We start from the raw sequence: 18856 nt of genomic DNA on the forward strand, positions 1-18856 counted from the left end.
ATGGAACGACAACTGGAGGCTTACTGCACACACTTGCGCAGTGAGCGCCAAGTGTCGCCCCATACGCTGGACGCCTATCGTCGCGATCTGAGCAAGGTCCTGGCGTTTTGCGAGAAGGAGCGCATCGCCAGCTGGGCCGCGCTGGATACGCCGCGCCTGCGCAGTCTGGTGGCCCGTCAGCATCAGAAGGGCCAGTCATCCCCCAGTTTGGCCCGGCTACTGTCGGCGGTGCGCGGTTTCTATCAGTACCTCAACCGTGAAGGCCTGTGCGCGCATGATCCGGCCAATGGCCTGTCACCACCCAAGGGCGAACGCCGCCTGCCCAAGACCCTCGACACCGATCGCGCCCTGCAATTGCTGGATGGCGCCATCGAGGACGATTTTCTCGCCCATCGCGATCAGGCGATTCTTGAACTGTTCTATTCTTCCGGCTTGCGCCTGTCCGAACTCACCGGGTTGAATCTCGATCAGCTGGATCTGAGTGACGGTCTGGTGCAGGTATTGGGCAAGGGCAGCAAGACGCGTGTGCTGCCGGTGGGGCGCAAGGCGCGTGAGGCGTTAGAGTCGTGGTTGGCGTTTCGCAGCCAGGCCAACCCGCAGGATGATGCGGTATTTATCAGCCAGCAGGGGCGCCGCCTCGGCCCGCGGACTATTCAGGTGCGCATCAAGGCCGCAGGCGTGCGTGAGCTGGGGCAGAACCTGCACCCGCACATGCTGCGCCACTCCTTTGCCAGCCACCTGCTGGAGTCCTCTCAGGACCTGCGCGCGGTACAGGAGTTGCTTGGCCACGCCGACATCAAGACCACGCAGATCTATACGCACCTGGATTTCCAGCATCTGGCGACGGTGTACGACAGCGCCCATCCTCGGGCCAAACGCAAAGGTTCTTCCGACAATGAGCATTAAGCTGGTTACGTTCGATCTGGATGACACGTTATGGGACACCGCCCCCGCCATCGTCAGTGCCGAAGCTGGCCTGCGTGACTGGCTGGCCGAGAACGCGCCCAAGCTGGGGCCGGTGCCGGTGGAACACCTGTGGGAAATCCGCGCGCGTCTGGTGGAGGAAGATCCGTCGTATCGCCACCGCATCAGCGCGCTGCGCCGCCGCGTGCTGTTCCATGCCCTGGAAGACGCCGGTTACCCGAATGAGCAGGCATTCGAGCTGGCAGGGCAGAGCTTCGAGGTGTTCCTGCATGGGCGGCATCAGGTGGAAATATTCCCCGAGGTGGTGCCGACCCTGGAACTTCTCTCCCAGCGCTACACCCTAGGCGTGATCACCAACGGCAACGCCGACGTTCGCCGCCTGGGCCTGGCGGATTACTTTGCCTTCGCCCTGTGCGCCGAAGATCTGGGCATCGGCAAGCCCGACCCGGCACCGTTCGTGGAGGCGCTCAAACGCGGCCAGGTCGAGGCCAGTGCAGCCGTACACATCGGCGACCACCCCAGCGACGACGTCGCCGGTGCGCAACGGGCCGGCATGCGCGCCATCTGGTACAACCCGGGTGGCAAGGTCTGGGAAGGCGATAAGCCGCCGGATGCGGAGATCAGAAGGTTGACCGACTTGTCCGAGGTGCTGGCGCGCTGGGCCTGACCAGCATCTATTGCGGGAATGAATTCTGTGGGGGCGAATGGTGTGGAGGCGAATTCATTCGCGAAGAGGCCGGTACATTCGACGCATTTGTATTGTACGTACTACCGCATTTGCGAATGAATTCGCTCCCACAGTGCCGCTGCTGACTATCCAGCAGGCAAAAAAAAGCCCGCAGCGACAGCGGGCTTTTTTCATGCAGCGGCCAGCACCTTAGATAGGGCGGCTGCCATATTTGTTGTCAGGCTTCTTGGGCGGGTCGGCGACCACATTGGCCTCCACTTCCTGCACCTTGCCGCCACGGGCAAGAAACTCTTCCATGGCGCGGGCCAGAGCATCACGCTCTTTGTTCTTGGCCTCGACGCTAGGCAATTCGTCCACCGAGACAGCGGCCTTGGCCTTGCCTTTGGTGGGAGTCGCCGAGACTTCTACGCTGTCGTCGACTTCCGTGCCATCGTCTTCGGGAGCAGCTGCAAGCTCCTCACCGTCCTCTTCACCTTCCAGATCATCAACCAGATCGTCGTTGTCGTCGTCGCTCATGTTCTACCTCATGACTTGCGAAAGCAGATTAGTTATAGCCCAGCTGCGTCCAATTTCGAACACAGCCAGAAAAAATTCAACAACCGCCGTTACCCGGCGGTCATGCACCCTCGCCCTGCAAAGTGGCGAGGACGTTGCGAGCACCACCGGCATCACGGTGTTCGCCAAGATAAACGCCTTGCCATGTACCCACTGCCAATCGTCCTGCCGTAACCGGCAACAGTAACTGGCAGCCTAGCAAACTGGCTTTGAAATGCGCCGGCAAGTCGTCCGGTCCTTCGTCGTCATGTTCATAACCCGCGATACCCTGGGGCACCAGGCGGTTGAAGAAACGTTCGAAGTCACGGCGTACCGCCGGGTCGGCATTTTCGTTGATGGTCAACGAAGCCGAAGTATGTTGCAGCCACAAATGCAGCAGCCCGACACGACATTCACGCAGCTGCGGCAGGCCTGCGAGGATCTCGTCGGTCACCAGATGAAACCCTCGGGGCCTGGCCCGCAGGGTGATTCTGGTTTGTTGCCACATACCGTTCTCCGCATGCTCGGCGCGCATTCTAACGCGCCTGAAGAAAAAACAAAGAGCGCAATAAACCGGCTTTTCAACAAGTTAGCCAAAGGTCTGACGGGCAAGCGGCCAGTACGCATCGACAATGCTGAAATCATCGGCGAAAAAACCGTTCCAGCGCAATAACGCTTGTGCTCCAACTTGACTGATTGACAAACACCAGACAAAAAAATGCCCGGTAAACCGGGCATTTTTTTTGCGATGACTTACAAGTTGTAGCCACGCTCGTTGTGTTGCGCAAGGTCGAGGCCGACAGCTTCTTCCTCTTCGGTGACACGCAGGCCCATGACCGCGTCCAGCACCTTGAGGATGATGAAGGTCACGATCGCGGTGTAGATGATCGTGAAGCCTACGCCTTTGCACTGGATCCAGACTTGAGCTGCGATGTCAGTCACGGTGCCGAAGCCGCCCAGCGAAGGGGCTGCGAAGACGCCGGTCAGGATCGCGCCGAGGATACCGCCGATACCGTGCACGCCGAAGGCGTCCAGGGAGTCGTCGTAGCCCAGTTTGCGTTTCAGGCTGGTAGCGCAGAAGAAGCAGACCACGCCTGCTGCCAGACCGATGATCAGCGAGCCCATCGGGCCGACAGTACCGGCAGCCGGGGTGATGGCAACCAGGCCGGCAACCACACCCGAGGCGATGCCCAGAGCGCTTGGCTTACCGTGGGTCAGCCACTCGGCGAACATCCAGCCCAGTGCAGCTGCGCCAGTGGCGATCTGGGTAACCAGCATGGCCATGCCTGCAGTGCCGTTGGAAGCAGCAGCGGAACCGGCGTTGAAGCCGAACCAGCCTACCCACAGCATCGCTGCGCCGACCAGGGTGTAACCCAGGTTGTGCGGAGCCATCGGGGTGGTCGGGAAACCTTTACGCTTGCCCAGTACCAGGCAGGCCACCAGGCCAGCAACACCGGCGTTGATGTGCACCACGGTGCCGCCAGCGAAGTCCAGTACGCCCCAGTCACCGAGCAGCGAACCAGGACCGCTCCAGACCATGTGCGCGATTGGCGCATAGACCAGGGTGAACCAGATGCCCATGAACACCAGCATTGCGGAGAACTTCATGCGCTCAGCGAACGCACCGACGATTAGCGCCGGGGTGATGATCGCAAAGGTCATCTGGAAGGTCACGAACACGGCTTCAGGGAACAGCGCGGCCGGGCCAGTGATGCTGGCAGGGGTGATACCCGCCAAGAACGCCTTGGCCAGGCTACCGAAGAAGGAGTTGAAGTTGACAACGTTCGCTTCCATGCCGGTTGTGTCGAACGCGATGCTGTAGCCGTAGATGACCCACAGGATGCTGATCAGACCGGTAATGGCGAAGCACTGCATCATCACGGAAAGAATGTTTTTCGAGCGCACCATGCCGCCGTAGAACAGCGCGAGGCCCGGAATGGTCATAAACAGAACCAGCGCAGTCGACGTCATCATCCAGGCGGTGTCGCCGGAGTTGAGGACAGGTGCTGGTACCGGGTCAGCCGCCAGGGCCAGACCAGGTATTACAAGGGACAACAGGGCTCCTAGCCCTGCGAATTGACGCAGAGTCATATTGTTTCTCCTGGGGCGTTGGGGTTTGGCGGCTTAGATTGCGTCGGTATCGGTTTCGCCGGTACGGATGCGAATAGCCTGTTCCAGATTAACCACGAAGATCTTGCCGTCACCGATCTTGCCGGTGTTGGCTGCTTTTGTTATCGCCTCGATAACGCGATCCAGATCCTTGTCGTCAATGGCAACATCGATCTTCACCTTAGGAAGGAAGTCGACTACATACTCCGCACCGCGATACAGCTCGGTGTGGCCCTTCTGACGACCGAAGCCTTTGACTTCAGTAACGGTGATGCCCTGCACGCCGATCTCGGACAGCGACTCGCGCACGTCGTCCAGTTTGAACGGCTTGATGATTGCAGTGACTAGCTTCATGAAACTTTCTCCCGAATTGGTGGACTTGCCCCAGGAAAACAAACCCGTCTCAAGTCTAAGCGCAGTACCTGGCTTTGTAACGTGTCGGTCACCCGTTCAGGCCCGACCAACCCCAGAAAACCGCTTCTGACGAAACACATCCCCGCTCCGCCTGCCGCACTGCATTCGTCACAGCGACTGCATCAGTGCATGGGTCATTAGCCCTTAAGCAGAAACCTTGCCATCTCGTGAATTTTCATTGAATTCAGGGTGTTGACCCTGATCCATGCAGCAAAACGGCAGCTATCGACACAATGAACGCACAACTACAGTGCGCTCGTGCTCACCGTGATGCGCGATAAATGTGCATCGCTGGTGCGCGTCAATGGACTATAGACGCTGCGTGCTACACTGCCGCCTATCTGATTCTGGAGGTTGACCATGCTGGCTCCCAAAGCTTTTCTCGATGCCCTGAGCGGCCATGCCTCGCGCCTGTTCAACGGCGACAACCCCCTGCCACGCAATGAATTCGAGGCACAGTTCAAGGCGCTGCTGCAGAGCGGCTTCAGCAAACTGGATTTGGTCAGTCGTGAAGAGTTCGACAGCCAGATGGCCGTCCTCGCCCGTACCCGTGCCCGCCTTGAGGCGCTGGAAGCCAAAGTGGCGGAGATGGAAGCGAAGCTGACGCCGCCTGCTGAGTAACTTTGAGTGGTGAAAATTGCTTTTGTGGGAGCGAGGCTTGCCCGCGAAGGCCCTGTGGAGGGCGATAGAAATATGTCGGGTGTACCGGCATTTTCGCGGGCAAGCCTCGCTCCAACCGATCCGTCCCCATTTCGTCACACCCTGCAACCCATTCCCTGATCCTTCCTCGCCTGCAATCGCGCAGGATGCGCAGTTCATGCACATCAAGGAATGATCCATGTCCCTCGCCATTGTCCACAGCCGCGCCCAGGTGGGCGTCGAGGCGCCGGCTGTTACGGTTGAAACCCATCTGGCCAACGGCCTGCCGTCCCTGACCCTGGTCGGGCTGCCGGAAGGTGCGGTCAAGGAGAGCAAGGACCGGGTGCGCAGCGCGATCCTGACCTCGGGCCTCGACTACCCCGCACGACGCATTACCCTGAATCTGGCGCCCGCCGACTTGCCCAAGGACGGCGGGCGATTCGATCTGGCCATCGCCCTGGGCCTGCTCGCCGCCAGCGGCCAGGTGCCATTGCTGGCGTTGCAGGATGTTGAGTGCCTTGGCGAGTTGGCGTTATCCGGCGCCATTCGCCCGGTGCAGGGCGTATTGCCAGCGGCACTGGCGGCACGGGCAGCGGAGCGCACCTTGATAGTGCCTGCGGCCAATGCCGAAGAAGCCTGCCTGGCGTCGGGGTTGCGGGTGATCGCGGTCAGCCATTTGCTCGATCTGGTAGCGCACTTCAACGGCCGCACGCTGATCGTGCCGTATCAGTCCAGTGGCCTGCTGCATCAGGTCCAGCCCTATCCGGACCTCAGCGAAGTGCAAGGGCAGATTGCCGCCAAGCGTGCTCTGGTTGTCGCTGCCGCGGGCGCCCATAACCTGCTGTTCAGCGGCCCGCCCGGCACCGGCAAGACTTTGCTGGCCAGCCGCCTGCCGGGTTTGCTGCCTCCGCTGGACGAGCACGAAGCACTGGAAGTGGCGGCGATCCAGTCGGTAGCCAGTCAGGTGCCTTTGCAGCACTGGCCGCAGCGACCCTTCCGACAACCCCATCATTCTGCGTCCGGGCCTGCCCTGGTCGGCGGTGGCAGTCGTCCGCAACCGGGGGAAATTACCCTGGCCCACCACGGGGTGTTATTTCTCGATGAGCTGCCCGAGTTTGACCGCCGAGTATTGGAAGTGCTGCGTGAGCCTATGGAAAGCGGCCATATCGTCATCTCCCGCGCCCGGGATCGGGTGCGTTTCCCGGCGCGCTTCCAACTGGTCGCCGCGATGAACCCCTGCCCCTGCGGCTATCTGGGCGAACCCACGGGCCGCTGTCGCTGCTCCCCGGAACAGATTCAGCGCTATCGCAACAAGCTCTCCGGCCCTCTGCTCGACCGCATAGACCTGCACCTGACCGTCGCCCGGGAGGCCACCGCCCTCAATCCAAGCGCCCCCAGTGACGACAACACCGCCCGCGCCGCCGCTCTGGTCGCTAAGGCCCGCGACCTGCAACTGCGCCGTCAGGGCTGCGCCAATGCCTTCCTCGATCTGCCGGGGTTACGCCGCCACTGCCCGCTGTCCGCCGAGGATGAAGCCTGGCTTGAGACTGCCTGCGAACGCTTGACCCTATCCCTGCGCGCCGCGCACCGCTTGCTGAAAGTGGCGCGGACATTGGCCGATCTGGAAGAGGTCGAGGCTATTGGTCGTGGGCATTTGGCTGAGGCGTTGCAGTATCGACCCTCAACTAACTGACACTAGCTAGAGCAAACCTCGCGCACACACTCGCGTAACCAACGATGCGCTGCATCCGCATCCATGCGTGGGTGCCAGAGCATTGAGACAACCAACGGCGGCGTGTCGAACGGCAGGGCAAAGCTGAACAGCCCGTGCTGCTGCGCGCTGACATGCCGTTCGGGCACGGTGGCGACCAGGTCGCTGGCGCGGGCCAGGGCCATGGCGGCGGGGAATTCGCCGACGATGGTGGTGACTTCCCGTTCCAGTCCCAGCGCTTTCAGGCTCTCATCCATGGTCGTAACGCCTTGGGCGCGGCGTGCGACCAGCACATGGCGGGCGGATGCGTAGCGCTCAGGAGTGATGGCGCCGTGACTCAAGGCATGACCCGCGCGCACGACGCCGACGAAGCGATCACGCAGCAGTATCCGCGAGCGCACCTCGGGGCTGGCGCTGCTGCCGACGACGCCGATTTCCAGATCGACCGTGCCGTCGCGCAGCAGGCTGCTGTCCTTGTCCAGTTTTGCCATGAAGCGCAAGCGTACCTGCGGTGCGTCCTGTTCGAGTCGGGCGATCAAAGCGGCGCCGAAGTTTTCCACGAAGCCATCGCGGCTACGCAGGGTGAAGGTGCGTTGTAACTGCGAAAGGTCGATCTGCTCGGCCGGGCGCAATACGGCTTCGGCGTCCTGCACCAGTTGTGCGACACGTTCGCGTAGCTCCAGCGCCCGAGGCGTCGGCACCAGGCCGCGTCCGGCCCGGACCAGCAACGGGTCGCCGGTGGTTTCCCGCAGCCGTGCCAGGGTCCGGCTCATGGCCGACGCGCTGAGCTGCAAACGCCGGGCGGCGCGGGCGACGCTGCCTTCGGCGAGCAAAACATCCAGCGCGATCAGCAGATTGAAGTCGGGTGTCGACATGGCGTTATCCATATAGGGCGTTGGATGCAGGTATCAGCTGCATAGCGTGCGCCTTCCGCCATGTCAGGCACAAGCATAGGCTTCCCTCGTTGCTTTGTGGGAGCGAGGCTTGCCCGCGAATGGAGCGGCGCGGTGTTTCAGGTGCACCGCGTCATTGTTCTTCGCGGGCAAGCCTCGCTCCAACAGTGCTTGATCACTCCAGGGGAGCCATTTCATGACCGAGTCATCCATTCCTGCATCTACATCGAATCTTTCCGACAACAAAACCCGCTGGGCCCTGATCGGTCTGTGCCTGTCGATGCTGATGCCCTCGCTGGACGCCAGTATCGCCAACGTCGGCCTGCCGACCCTGGCCCAGGTGTTTGACGCTTCTTTCCCACAGGTACAGTGGATTGTGCTGGCGTACCTGCTGGTGATTACCTCGCTGATTGTCAGCGCCGGGCGTCTTGGCGATCTGGTCGGGCGACGCCGGTTGTTGTTGGTCGGCATCGTCGTTTTTACCTGCGCATCATTGCTCTGCGCATTGGCGCCGACCTTATGGATGCTGATCGCAGCCAGGGCGGCGCAAGGGCTGGGCGCTGCAGTCATGCTGGCCCTGACCATGGCCCTGGTCGGTGAGGCTGTACCCAAGGCCCGGACCGGCCGCGCCATGGGGCTGCTGGGCAGCATGTCGGCGTTTGGCACGACGCTTGGTCCATCCTTGGGCGGTGTGCTGATCGGGCATTTCGGCTGGCCGAGTATCTTTCTGGTCAATCTGCCGCTGGGGCTGGCCTGCTTCTGGTTGGCTTACCGTTACCTGCCTGTGGATAACCTTGCGCCGTCGCGGCAGCGTCCGGCTTTTGATTGGCTTGGCACGCTGCTACTAGCCCTGACCCTGATTGCTTTCGCCCTTTCCATGACGCTCAGTTCGCACAATGGTCCGCTGCTGGGCCTGGCGGCTTGCGGTGCGGGGCTGTTTGTCTGGATCGAGTCGCGAGTGGCGGCGCCCCTGCTGCGCCTGGCGATGTTCCGTGAGGGCACGCTCAGTGGGGGGCTGGCGATGACCCTGCTGGTGGCAACGGTGATCGCAACGACCATGGTGGTCGGGCCGTTTTACCTGGCTCACAGTCTTGGATTGGCGACGGCAGCGGTGGGTCTGACCTTGTCTGTGGGGCCGCTGACGGCGGTGTGTGCCGGAGTGCCCGCCGGGCGCCTGGTCGACCGCTTTGGCAGCCCGATCATGACGTCACTTGGGTTGTTGGGGATGGCGCTGGGTTGCAGCGTACTGGCGCTGTTACCGAAAACCTTCGGCGTGGCGGGTTATGTCTTGCCGATCATGCTACTGACTGCAGGATACGCGCTGTTTCAGGCGGCCAATAACACGCGGATCATGAGCGGCGTGCGTGCCGATCAGCGCGGGGTGATTTCCGCCACACTCAGCCTGTCACGCAATCTGGGCTTGATCAGCGGGGTGTCGGTGATGGGTGCGGTCTTCTCTGCGGCCTCTCGCACGACCGATATCAGTCGTGCCGATGCCGAGGCAATTGCCCACGGCACAAGCAGCACTTTCGCCATCGCCGCAGGACTGATCCTGCTGGCGATAGCGATTGCCTGGGCCAGCAATCAGCGGAAGCGGTCGACTTCCTGAGTCAGTTCCGCCGCCAGTGCGTTCAGCTCCCGGGCGGTATCGGCCAAGTGCGACACCACTTCGCGCTGCTCGCTGTTGCCCAGGGCGATGCTTTGCAGGTTGCTGCTGAGCAGGGTCGCGGTGCTGCTTTGTTCCTGAGTGGCAGTGGTGATAGCGGCGAACTGCTCACCGGCGCTGCGGCTTTGTTCGTCGATGCGCGCCAAAGCGGCAGCCACGTTGGCGTTGAGCTTAAGGCCTTCCTGCATCAAGGCATTGCCTTCCTGCATGGTGCTGATGGCGTTGCCGGTTTCCTGCTGAATGCTGGCGATCATGCCGGAGATTTCGTCGGTGGCCTGGCGGGTGCGCGAGGCCAGGCTGCGCACCTCATCGGCGACCACGGCAAAACCGCGCCCGGCTTCACCGGCCCGGGCAGCTTCGATGGCGGCGTTGAGGGCCAGCAGGTTGGTCTGCTCGGCAATCGAGGTGATGGTGCCGACGATGCTACCGATTTCCTGCGACCGCTGGCCGAGGGTGTCGATGACCTTGGCGGTGCTGTTGAGCGAGCCGGCGATCTGCTCCAGGGAGGTGGAGGCTTCCTGCATCGAGTTGCGGCCGATGCGGGTCTGTTGAGCGTTGTCCTGAGCCAGGCGCTCGGTGCTGGTCATGTTGTCGGCGATATTCAGGGAAGTGGCGCTGAACTCCTCCACCGCACCGGCCATGCTGGTGATCTCGCCGGACTGTTGCTCCATGCCTTCGTGGGCGCCGCTGGACAGGCCGGACAGACTATGGGCACGGGTGCTGACTTCCTGCGCCGCGACACGGATATGGGACACCATGGTCGACAGCGCCTCGCCCATGGTGTTGAAGCCGTGGGCCAACTGGCCGATTTCGTCGTTGCTGACTTTTGAGCGCACGCTCAGGTTGCCGGCGCCCAAAGCTTCGGCCTGCAATACCAATGCGGCCAGCGGACGCAGTTTGCTGCGCAACAGCCAGATCGCCGCCCCCACGGCGATCAGCATGGCCAACAGGCTACCGATGGCCAATTGAGTGCCGACGCTCCAGGTCATGGCACTGATTTCCGCGCGGGGCATGCTGGCCAACACGGTCCACGGGCCACCGGTAAAAGGCATGGCGACGCTATAGATGTCTTGTTTCCCGTCGTTCCAGAAGTGGCCAACGCCCGGTTTCTGGGTGAATGCAGCGACCGTCCTGGCGGCATCGTCCGGCGAATTGATGTCCGCAGGCGCTACCAACCAACGGTTCTGTTCATCGAGCAGGGCCAGGGAGCCGGTGTCGCCGATACGAAAGTTTTTCAGGTTTTCGAACTGGACGTTCTGCGCCTCGGTGTAGTCGAAGCCGACGAACAGCGCCGCAATCACTTTGCCGCTACTGTCGCGCACCGGGGTGTATTGGGTCATGTAGTTGCGCCCGAACAACAGGGCGCGGCCCACGTAATTCTGGCCGGCGATCAAGCGGCCATACGCCGGGCTGGCACGGTCGAGCAGAGTGCCGATGGCCCGGGAGCCATCCTGTTTGGTCAGGGACGTGCTGATGCGGATGAAATCCTCGCCATTGCGCACGAAGACGGTCGCGACACCGGCGGTCATTTTGCGGAAGTCATCGGCCTGGGTGAAATCGTTATTGATCACCGTGTCGCCCAGCAGCAGGCTTGGGCTCTGGATTCCGGCGACGTTGATCTGCTTGTCTGGCGCAACCGTAAGGCCGCTGGCGAAACGCTGCTCGAACAGCCCGCTCAAGCGCTGGGTGCTGTCGCGCAGGGTGCTGTGAAAGGTGTTGAGCTGGTCGGCGAGCAAGCGTGCTTCGCTGCTCATATGCTCTTCGCGGATATCCAGGTTGGCGTCGTCCAGAGAACGCAAGGCGAACAAGGTACTGGCACTGATGACCACAGCCAGAATGACGGCCAGGGCGAGACCCAGTTGCGAGGCAATACGGGCGCGGGGTTGAGACATGAAAACTCCTGGAGAAAGATCGGGCTATCCTGGCCTCGGCTCACTTCAATGACGGATAAGGTTTGGACCGAATGGTACATACGTACAGATTCGGCCGACAGAACTAATACTTGAGTCCTACATGTGGGTATAGCCAAGCGTTTGCGGGTTCGCATGGCTAAATGACACTTAGCTTAGAATTTCCACCTCAGGCAGGACCATCGCCTGCACTTCGCTCTGCAAAAACTCGCTCAAGCGCCGCAAGCGCTCGCCGCCAGGGCGCGTCTTGGGCCAGACCAGGTAATAGTTTTCGCCGCTGAACACTGCCGTGCGCCACGGCAGACTCAGGCGGCCTTGCGCCACATCTTCGGCCACCATCAGCAAATCGCCCATGGACACTCCGTAGCCACGGGCCGCCGCGATCATGCCCAGTTCCAGGGTATCGAATACCTGTCCGCCCTTGAGCGAGACCTTATCCGACAACCCCATACGCTCCAGCCAATTGCGCCAGTCGCGGCGGTCAGGCGTGGGGTGCAGCAGTTCGGCACTGGCCAAGCGTTCGACGTCCCAGGGTTGATCCTGCAACAAGGTCGGTGCGCCAACCGGAATCAGCCATTCCGGAAACAGCAATGTGGCTTCCCAGTCCGCAGGAAAATGCCCATGACTGAGCAGGACCGCGCAGTCGAACGGTTCCTGAGAGAAGTCCACGCTGTCGATGTCCATCCAGGCGCTGGTCAATTGCACTTCATTACCGACCTGTAAATGGCGAAAGCGACTGAGCCGCGCCAACAGCCAGCGCATGGTCAGGGTCGACGGCGCCTTCATGCGCAGGATGCCCTCCTCGGTCAGCAGAATGCTGCACGCCCGCTCCAGCGACAGAAAGCCTTCGCGCACGCCAGGCAATAGCGTGCGCGCCGCCTCGGTCAACTGGATATTGCGCCCGCTGCGCTGGAACAGGCGGCAGGCGAAGTGCTCTTCCAAGGTACGGATATGTCGGCTCACTGCGCTTTGCGTGATCGACAGCTCTTGCGCCGCGCGGGTGAAAGAACTGTGCCGCGCCGCCGCTTCAAATGCGCGTAGGGCATAAAGAGGAGGAAGGCTACGAGGCATTGAGAACTTTCCTATGGCTGGTGGGAGGGTAAATGAATGTAGAAACGGCTACATGAGTTTAACTCATGCAACTGATCGGATTTATCCCTTTGTGCAGCGGCTGCTAAATCATGAGAATGAGCCGCTCATCAATGCCTGTGAACGAGTGTCGCGCCATGCAACAACCCGCCATCAAAGAACTTTGGGTCATCCTGCGTCTGGCCGGGCCGCTGATCGCCTCGCAGATGGCGCATATGCTGATGGTCTTCACCGATACCGTGATGATGGGCCATCTGGGCCCTGAAGCCCTGGCCGGTGGCGGTCTGGGCGTGGCCAGCTACAACCTGATTTCGTTCTTTTGCGTGGGTGTCATGGCGGCGGTGGGCACTTTGGTTGCCATCCGTCACGGTGCTGGCGACACCATTGGCGCCACCCGGCTGATCCAGGCCGGGGTCTGGCTGGCCTGGGGCATGGCCCTGATCGCGGCGGTTTTGCTGTGGAATCTGGAGCCGATTCTTTACCTGTTCGGTCAGGAAGAAGCCAACGTGCATATGGCGGGTCAGTTTTTGATCACCCTGCCCTTTGCCCTGCCCGGCCTGCTGACTTTCATGGCCCTGCGCGGCTTTACCAGCGCTCTGGGCCGCGCGGGTCCGGTCATGGCCATCAGCCTCGGTGGCGCTGCCGCCAACTTTGGCCTCAACTATGCCTTTATTCACGGCCTGTTCGGCTTGCCGCATCTGGGTTTGATGGGTATCGGTCTGGTCACGGCGATTGTCACCAACTGCATGGCGGCGCTGCTGGCCCTGCATATTCGCCAGCATCCGGCCTATGCCGCATTTCCGATCCGCGAGGGCTTCTGGTCGCCGTCGTTGCAGCATCTCAAGGAGCTGTGGCGTCTGGGCCTGCCCATCGGCGGGACCTACGCAGTGGAAGTCGGTCTGTTCACTTTTGCGGCCTTTTGCATGGGTGCCATGGGCAGCAATCAGATGGCGGCGCACCAGATCGCCCTGCAGTCAGTGTCCATGGCCTTCATGATTCCCGTGGGCATTTCCTACGCCGTGACCATGCGCATCGGCTTGCATTACGGCGCGGGTAACCTGCTGCTGGCGCGTACCGCCGGGCGTGTCGGCATCGCCTTTGGCGCCATGGTGATGCTGTGCTTCGGCATCCTGTTCTGGCTGGCGCCCCATCAGGTCATCAGCCTGTTCCTCGACATCAACAACCCGGAATTCGCGCCGATTGTGGCCCTGGCCACGCAACTGCTGGCGATTGCCGCCTGGTTCGAAATCCTCGACGGCACCCAGACCATTGCCATGGGCGCGATCCGCGGCTTCAAGGACGCCAAGACCACCTTCCTCATCGGCCTTGGTTGTTACTGGCTGGTGGCCGCCCCGGCGGCGTGGCTGCTGGGGTTCTACACCACCGACGGCGCCGTGGGTGTGTGGTGGGGCCTGGCATTGGGGCTGCTGTGCTCGGCGGTGGCACTGACCTATGCATTTGAACGCAAAACCACGAGATTGCTGCGGCGCGAGGCGGCGGGCGCGGTGGTGATGGGGTGACGCTCGCTCGACCTGTCTGGAGCGATTTGTGGGAGCGACCGTGGGAGCTATTTGTGTGGGCGACTTGTGGGAACGAATTCATTCGCGAAAGCGATATTTCAGTCGATGAGAATGTGTCGAATGGACTGGCCTCTTCGCGAATGAATTCGCTCCCACGGCTCGCTCCCACAGTTGGATCCCGCTCCCACGGTTTGGTCTTAAATTGTGAGATTAGGCCGTGCGCGGCTCATCGAACGAACGGATCTGATGATCCGCCAGCGCCTTGGCCATATCGACCAGATACAACGCCGCAAATGCCAGGTGGCGGTTGCTGCCGCTTTGTTGATCGCCGGATTCATACATCACCGCTGCGGCGCTGCGCAGCAGGTCGAAGATGCGGATCAGGGTTTCTTCGGTGGTGTGGGGTGGATCGGGGATTAGCTTTTTAATCATGGTGTAACTCCTCAATTTCCGGAGCCATCTCCTAACCGTTTCCACACGGCGAAGAGGTGGCAGCTATGAACGGGGTGGAAAACCGAGTGAGGAGTCCCTCGGCCAGACCAAAGTCTGCCCGAACATAGCTGCCATAAAGTGCCTGCCCAAGGGCAACCAACTCCATGACGCTCATCGACTCCTCATTTACCAGGTTTCCACACCCGACCACTGGTTTGCAGTGGCGCAGCGCAGACTAGTGATGGAAAACGACGAGCACAAGCGGGCGGAATTGTTTAGGAAATTTCACTCAAGAGATAGAGAGCGATCCTTCAGATTCGTCACTTTTTTTGTTGGCGCGGTCTTGTCGGATCGCCGCACCGCCGCGAATAGGCCGGTACATCCACCGCATTTTCCAAGGCTGAAAATAGCCTTCGCGGGCAAGCCACGCTCCCACAAGGGCAGCGCTAAGCGATATGACTCACATCAGATGCGTGATGATCATCACGCATCAAATAATTCAGCAACTCCGCCAACGGCAGTGGCCGGCTGATCAGGTAGCCCTGGATCTGGTCGCAGCCGAACTCGCGCAGCATGGCCAGTTGCTCAGGGGTTTCAACGCCTTCGGCGACCACTTCCAGGCTCAGGTTGTGAGCCAGGTTGATCATGGCGTGGACCAGTTTGCGGTTCTCTTCGCGTGTCTGCATTTCGCCGACGAAGCTCTTGTCGATCTTGAGCAGGGCAATCGGCAGGCTGTTGAGGTGCACGAAGGACGAAAAGCCGGTACCGAAGTCATCAAGGGAGAAGCGCACGCCCAGACGGCCCAGGGCATCCATGGTCTGGCGCACCAGGTCGCTGCGGCGCATGACGGCGGTTTCGGTCAGTTCGAACTCCAGCCAGCGTGCATCGACGCCGCGCTCGTCGATCAGGCGGCTGAGGGTGGCCAGCAACTGGTTGTCCTGGAACTGGCGGAATGACAGGTTGATGGCCATGTGCATCGGCGGCAGACCCAGCTCGCTCAGCGCCTGCATATCGCGCAGGGCACGGGAAATCACCCAGTAACCCAGTGGCACGATCAGCCCGCTCTGCTCGGCCAAGGGCACGAATTCACTGGGCGGCAACAGGCCGCGCTCATGATGGCGCCAGCGCACCAGGGCTTCGAGGCCGACCACAACGCCGGTGGTCAGGCACAGGCGCGGCTGGTAGTGCAGTTCCAGTTCGTCACGGCGCAAGGCCCGGCGCAGTTCGCCCTCCAGATCGGCAATGCTGCGGGCATTGCGGTTAATGCGTTCGTTGAAGACGTGAAAGGTGCAGCCCTGAATGCTCTTGGCCTGCTGCATGGCGATATGGGCGTGCCACATCAGCGGGTCGGCACCGGCTTCGGGGCGGGCGTGGGCGATGCCCAGGCTGCAACCGATCAATAGGCTTTCGCCGTCGACCCAGTACGGCTCGGACAGCGCTTCGACGATGCGTTCGGCCATCCACTCGGCGCGTTGCGGCGCGTGGCGGGTGTCGATCAGCAGGGCGAATTCATCGCTGCCCAGGCGCGCGACCTGATCGCCGACTTCCAGCTGGCTCTTGAGTCGCGCTACCACCTGCAGGATCAGACGGTCGCCGGCCTGATGGCCGAGGGCGTCGTTGGCGCGGCGGAAGTTGTCCAGGTCCAGATGGCCAAGGGCCAGGCCACTGCCGCCATTTTCGGCCAGGCGTGCGGCGAGCAGGGCATGGAAACCCTGGCGGTTGGCGATGCCGGTCAGCGGATCCTGTTCGGCCAGGCGTTGCAGGGTGTTTTCCAGCAGGCTGCGTTCACGTACATGGCGCAGGCAGCGGCGTACCACATCGCAGGTCAACTGACTGCGTACCAGCCAGTCACTGACGCCCGAAATGCCGACGAACGGTTCCTCTTCGAGGAGCAAAATCACCGGTATTTTGCAGTTCGAGTCCAATGGACGCAGGCTCGCGGTGGTCAGCAGGACCGTATTGCGTTCGTCCGCATACTGATCGCCTACGCCGTCCCAGCGAGAGAGTTGCACCAACGTCACCGATTTCCCTAAAGGTGTGAGGCAATTGCGCAAAAGCCCGAGCCACGCGGGCTCGTCGGCCAGCAGCAGCAACCGCAAGGGTTCGACAGGGTTGGACAAGCTAACTCCCTAAACGCAAAGGAAAATTTTTTAGCATCCAGGCAAAAGAGGGAACCGGATGCGTTTTTTTGTGTCCTGTCAGCAAATGTAACAAAACCAAAAAAATTAGATAGCGTCAGACGGTCGCTGCACAAAATCTCCGGCCTGTTAAAATGCCCGCCCTTTACGTGCAGCGACCCCTCTAAACTCATGTCCCGACTCAATCCCCGGCAACAAGAAGCCGTGAACTACGTCGGCGGTCCGCTATTGGTTCTTGCCGGTGCGGGCTCCGGCAAGACCAGCGTGATCACGCGCAAGATTGCCCATCTGATCCAGAACTGCGGGATCCGTGCGCAGTACATCGTCGCCATGACCTTTACCAACAAGGCGGCGCGGGAGATGAAGGAGCGGGTCGGCACCCTGCTGCGCGGCGGTGAAGGACGCGGCCTGACGGTCTCGACCTTCCACAACCTGGGCCTGAATATCATCCGCAAGGAGCACACGCGGCTGGGCTACAAGCCGGGGTTCTCGATTTTCGACGAGACCGACGTCAAGGCCCTGATGACCGACATCATGCAGAAGGAATACTCGGGCGACGACGGCGTCGACGAGATCAAGAACATGATCGGCTCCTGGAAAAACGACCTGGTGCTGCCCGCCGAAGCCCTGGAAAACGCGCGCAACCCTCGCGAGCAGACCGCCGCCATCGTCTACACCCACTATCAGCGCACGCTCAAAGCGTACAACGCGGTGGACTTCGACGACCTGATCCTGCTGCCGGTCAAGCTGTTCCAGGAACACGCCGACATCCTCGAAAAGTGGCAGAACAAGGTCCGCTACCTGCTGGTGGACGAATATCAGGACACCAACGCCAGCCAGTATCTGCTGGTGAAATTGCTGATCGGCCAGCGCAATCAATTCACCGTGGTGGGCGACGACGATCAGTCGATCTACGCCTGGCGTGGCGCGCGGCCGGAAAACCTGATGCTGCTCAAGGACGACTACCCATCCCTCAAGGTGGTCATGCTGGAGCAGAACTACCGCTCCACCAGTCGCATCCTGCGTTGCGCCAACGTGCTGATCTCCAACAACCCCCACGCCTTCGAGAAACAGCTGTGGAGCGAGATGGGCCACGGCGACGAGATCCGCGTGATTCGCTGCCGCAACGAGGAAGCCGAGGCCGAGCGCGTGGCCATGGAAATCCTCACCCTGCACCTGCGTACCGATCGCCCTTACAGCGATTTCGCCATCCTCTATCGCGGTAACTACCAGGCCAAGCTGATCGAGCTGAAATTGCAGCACCATCAGGTGCCGTATCGCCTGTCCGGCGGCAATAGCTTCTTCGGTCGCCAGGAAGTGAAGGACCTGATGGCCTATTTCCGCCTGTTGGTAAACCCGGATGATGACAACGCCTTCCTGCGGGTGATCAACGTGCCGCGCCGGGAAATCGGCTCCACGACCCTGGAAAAGCTCGGTAACTACGCCACCGAGCGCAAGATTTCGATGTACAGCGCTACCGAGGAAATCGGCCTGGGCGAGCATCTGGACAGCCGCTACACCGACCGCCTGCAACGCTTCAAACGCTGGATGGATGGCGTGCGCCAGCAGTGCGCGCAGAACGACCCCATCGCGGCGCTGCGCAGCATGGTCATGGACATCGATTACGAGAACTGGCTGCGCCAGAACAGCTCCAGCGACAAGGCGGCGGACTACCGCATGAGTAACGTCTGGTTCCTGATCGAAGCCCTGAAGAACACCCTGGAAAAAGATGAAGACGGTGGCATGACTATCGAGGAAGCCATCGGCAAGCTGGTCTTGCGCGACATGCTCGAACGTCAGCAGGAAGAAGAGGAAGGTGCCGAAGGCGTGCAGATGATGACCCTGCATGCGTCCAAGGGCCTGGAGTTTCCTTACGTGTTCATCATGGGCATGGAAGAGGAAATTCTGCCTCACCGCTCCAGCATCGAAGCCGATACCATCGAAGAAGAGCGCCGCCTGGCCTATGTGGGCATCACCCGCGCCCGGGAGATTCTGGCATTTACCTTCGCCGGCAAACGCAAGCAGTACGGCGAGATCATCGATTGCGCGCCGAGTCGCTTCCTCGATGAGTTGCCCCCGGACGACCTGGCCTGGGAAGGCAACGACGACACCCCTACCGAAGTGAAAGCCGTTCGCGGCAACACGGCATTGGCGGATATCCGCGCCATGCTCAAACGCTGAATTATTGC

The 18856-nt window shown here is 61.2% G+C and carries 17 protein-coding genes and 1 pseudogene; 8 read left to right on the forward strand and 10 right to left on the reverse strand.

All coding sequences use genetic code 11. The features are described 5' to 3' along the window. Together xerC and M2401_RS07920 are read left to right on the forward strand one after the other, a co-directional pair. Positions 1-906 (forward strand): tyrosine recombinase XerC, encoded by a 906-nt coding sequence (xerC, locus tag M2401_RS07915; protein WP_259101297.1) that lies wholly within the window; start codon positions 1-3, stop codon positions 904-906. Next, positions 896-1591, forward strand: coding sequence for an HAD family hydrolase (locus M2401_RS07920; RefSeq protein ID WP_259101298.1), 696 nt, complete (start codon positions 896-898; stop codon positions 1589-1591). The genes xerC and M2401_RS07920 overlap by 11 nt, the downstream gene beginning before the upstream one ends. 210 nt (positions 1592-1801) lie before the next feature. Here the strand turns inward: M2401_RS07920 and sutA are convergent, their stop codons facing one another. Together sutA and M2401_RS07930 are read right to left on the reverse strand one after the other, a co-directional pair. Continuing rightward, positions 1802-2128 (reverse strand): transcriptional regulator SutA, encoded by a 327-nt coding sequence (gene sutA / locus M2401_RS07925; protein WP_259101300.1) that lies wholly within the window; start codon positions 2126-2128, stop codon positions 1802-1804. A gap of 100 nt (positions 2129-2228) precedes the next feature. After that, positions 2229-2654, reverse strand: a complete 426-nt coding sequence (locus M2401_RS07930; protein WP_259101301.1) for a secondary thiamine-phosphate synthase enzyme YjbQ — start codon at positions 2652-2654, stop codon at positions 2229-2231. Between M2401_RS07930 and M2401_RS07935 the strand changes: the two genes are divergently transcribed. Continuing rightward, positions 2643-2819, forward strand: a complete 177-nt coding sequence (locus M2401_RS07935) for a hypothetical protein (RefSeq protein ID WP_259101303.1) — start codon at positions 2643-2645, stop codon at positions 2817-2819. The genes M2401_RS07930 and M2401_RS07935 overlap by 12 nt on opposite strands. Positions 2820-2899: 80 nt before the next feature. Here the strand turns inward: M2401_RS07935 and M2401_RS07940 are convergent, their stop codons facing one another. Then, positions 2900-4237: an ammonium transporter gene (locus M2401_RS07940; RefSeq protein ID WP_259101306.1), complete on the reverse strand. Its 1338-nt coding sequence runs from the start codon at positions 4235-4237 to the stop codon at positions 2900-2902. A 33-nt stretch (positions 4238-4270) separates the two neighbouring features. Continuing rightward, on the reverse strand, positions 4271-4609 hold the full coding sequence (gene glnK / locus M2401_RS07945; protein WP_002555808.1) for a P-II family nitrogen regulator: 339 nt from the start codon (positions 4607-4609) through the stop codon (positions 4271-4273). Between the two features lie 420 nt (positions 4610-5029). Here glnK and M2401_RS07950 point away from each other — a divergent pair, with 420 nt between their 5' ends. Next, positions 5030-5290 (forward strand): accessory factor UbiK family protein, encoded by a 261-nt coding sequence (locus tag M2401_RS07950; RefSeq protein ID WP_259101307.1) that lies wholly within the window; start codon positions 5030-5032, stop codon positions 5288-5290. 217 nt (positions 5291-5507) lie between these two features. After that, positions 5508-7001, forward strand: a complete 1494-nt coding sequence (locus tag M2401_RS07955) for a YifB family Mg chelatase-like AAA ATPase (RefSeq protein WP_259101309.1) — start codon at positions 5508-5510, stop codon at positions 6999-7001. 2 nt (positions 7002-7003) lie between these two features. Here the strand turns inward: M2401_RS07955 and M2401_RS07960 are convergent, their stop codons facing one another. Then, positions 7004-7894 carry a LysR family transcriptional regulator gene (locus M2401_RS07960; RefSeq protein WP_259101311.1) on the reverse strand — a complete coding sequence of 297 codons (891 nt, stop codon included), beginning with the start codon at positions 7892-7894 and terminating at the stop codon, positions 7004-7006. A 214-nt stretch (positions 7895-8108) separates the two neighbouring features. Between M2401_RS07960 and M2401_RS07965 the strand changes: the two genes are divergently transcribed. After that, a complete protein-coding gene (locus M2401_RS07965; protein WP_259101313.1) occupies positions 8109-9521 on the forward strand; it encodes an MFS transporter in 1413 nt (470 codons plus the stop codon). Here the strand turns inward: M2401_RS07965 and M2401_RS34430 are convergent. From M2401_RS34430 to M2401_RS07975, 3 genes and pseudogenes are all read right to left on the reverse strand, one after another. Beyond that, on the reverse strand, positions 9497-10357 hold the full coding sequence (locus M2401_RS34430) for a methyl-accepting chemotaxis protein (RefSeq protein ID WP_409033895.1): 861 nt from the start codon (positions 10355-10357) through the stop codon (positions 9497-9499). The two genes, M2401_RS07965 and M2401_RS34430, sit on opposite strands and share 25 nt — an antisense overlap. Beyond that, a pseudogene (locus M2401_RS34435) lies at positions 10352-11470 on the reverse strand (Cache 3/Cache 2 fusion domain-containing protein); the annotation flags it as partial. The gene M2401_RS34430 and the pseudogene M2401_RS34435, both read right to left, overlap by 6 nt. A gap of 168 nt (positions 11471-11638) precedes the next feature. Continuing rightward, complete coding sequence (locus M2401_RS07975; protein WP_259101317.1) at positions 11639-12559, reverse strand: LysR substrate-binding domain-containing protein; 921 nt, start codon at positions 12557-12559, stop codon at positions 11639-11641. A 155-nt stretch (positions 12560-12714) separates the two neighbouring features. Between M2401_RS07975 and M2401_RS07980 the strand changes: the two genes are divergently transcribed. Next, entirely contained in the window at positions 12715-14097 is a 1383-nt protein-coding gene (locus M2401_RS07980; protein WP_259101320.1) for a NorM family multidrug efflux MATE transporter, read from the forward strand. A gap of 210 nt (positions 14098-14307) precedes the next feature. Here M2401_RS07980 and M2401_RS07985 read toward each other — a convergent pair whose 3' ends face one another. Both M2401_RS07985 and M2401_RS07990 read right to left on the reverse strand, forming a co-directional pair. Then, positions 14308-14529 (reverse strand): DUF6124 family protein, encoded by a 222-nt coding sequence (locus M2401_RS07985; protein WP_259101322.1) that lies wholly within the window; start codon positions 14527-14529, stop codon positions 14308-14310. Positions 14530-14975: 446 nt separating this feature from the next. Next, positions 14976-16649, reverse strand: a complete 1674-nt coding sequence (locus M2401_RS07990) for a bifunctional diguanylate cyclase/phosphodiesterase (protein ID WP_259101324.1) — start codon at positions 16647-16649, stop codon at positions 14976-14978. A 189-nt stretch (positions 16650-16838) separates the two neighbouring features. Between M2401_RS07990 and rep the strand changes: the two genes are divergently transcribed. Then, complete coding sequence (gene rep / locus M2401_RS07995) at positions 16839-18848, forward strand: DNA helicase Rep (protein WP_259101326.1); 2010 nt, start codon at positions 16839-16841, stop codon at positions 18846-18848. The last annotated feature ends 8 nt before the right edge of the window (positions 18849-18856 follow it).

The sequence above is a fragment of the Pseudomonas sp. JUb42 genome (assembly GCF_024807945.1).
Lineage (GTDB): Bacteria > Pseudomonadota > Gammaproteobacteria > Pseudomonadales > Pseudomonadaceae > Aquipseudomonas.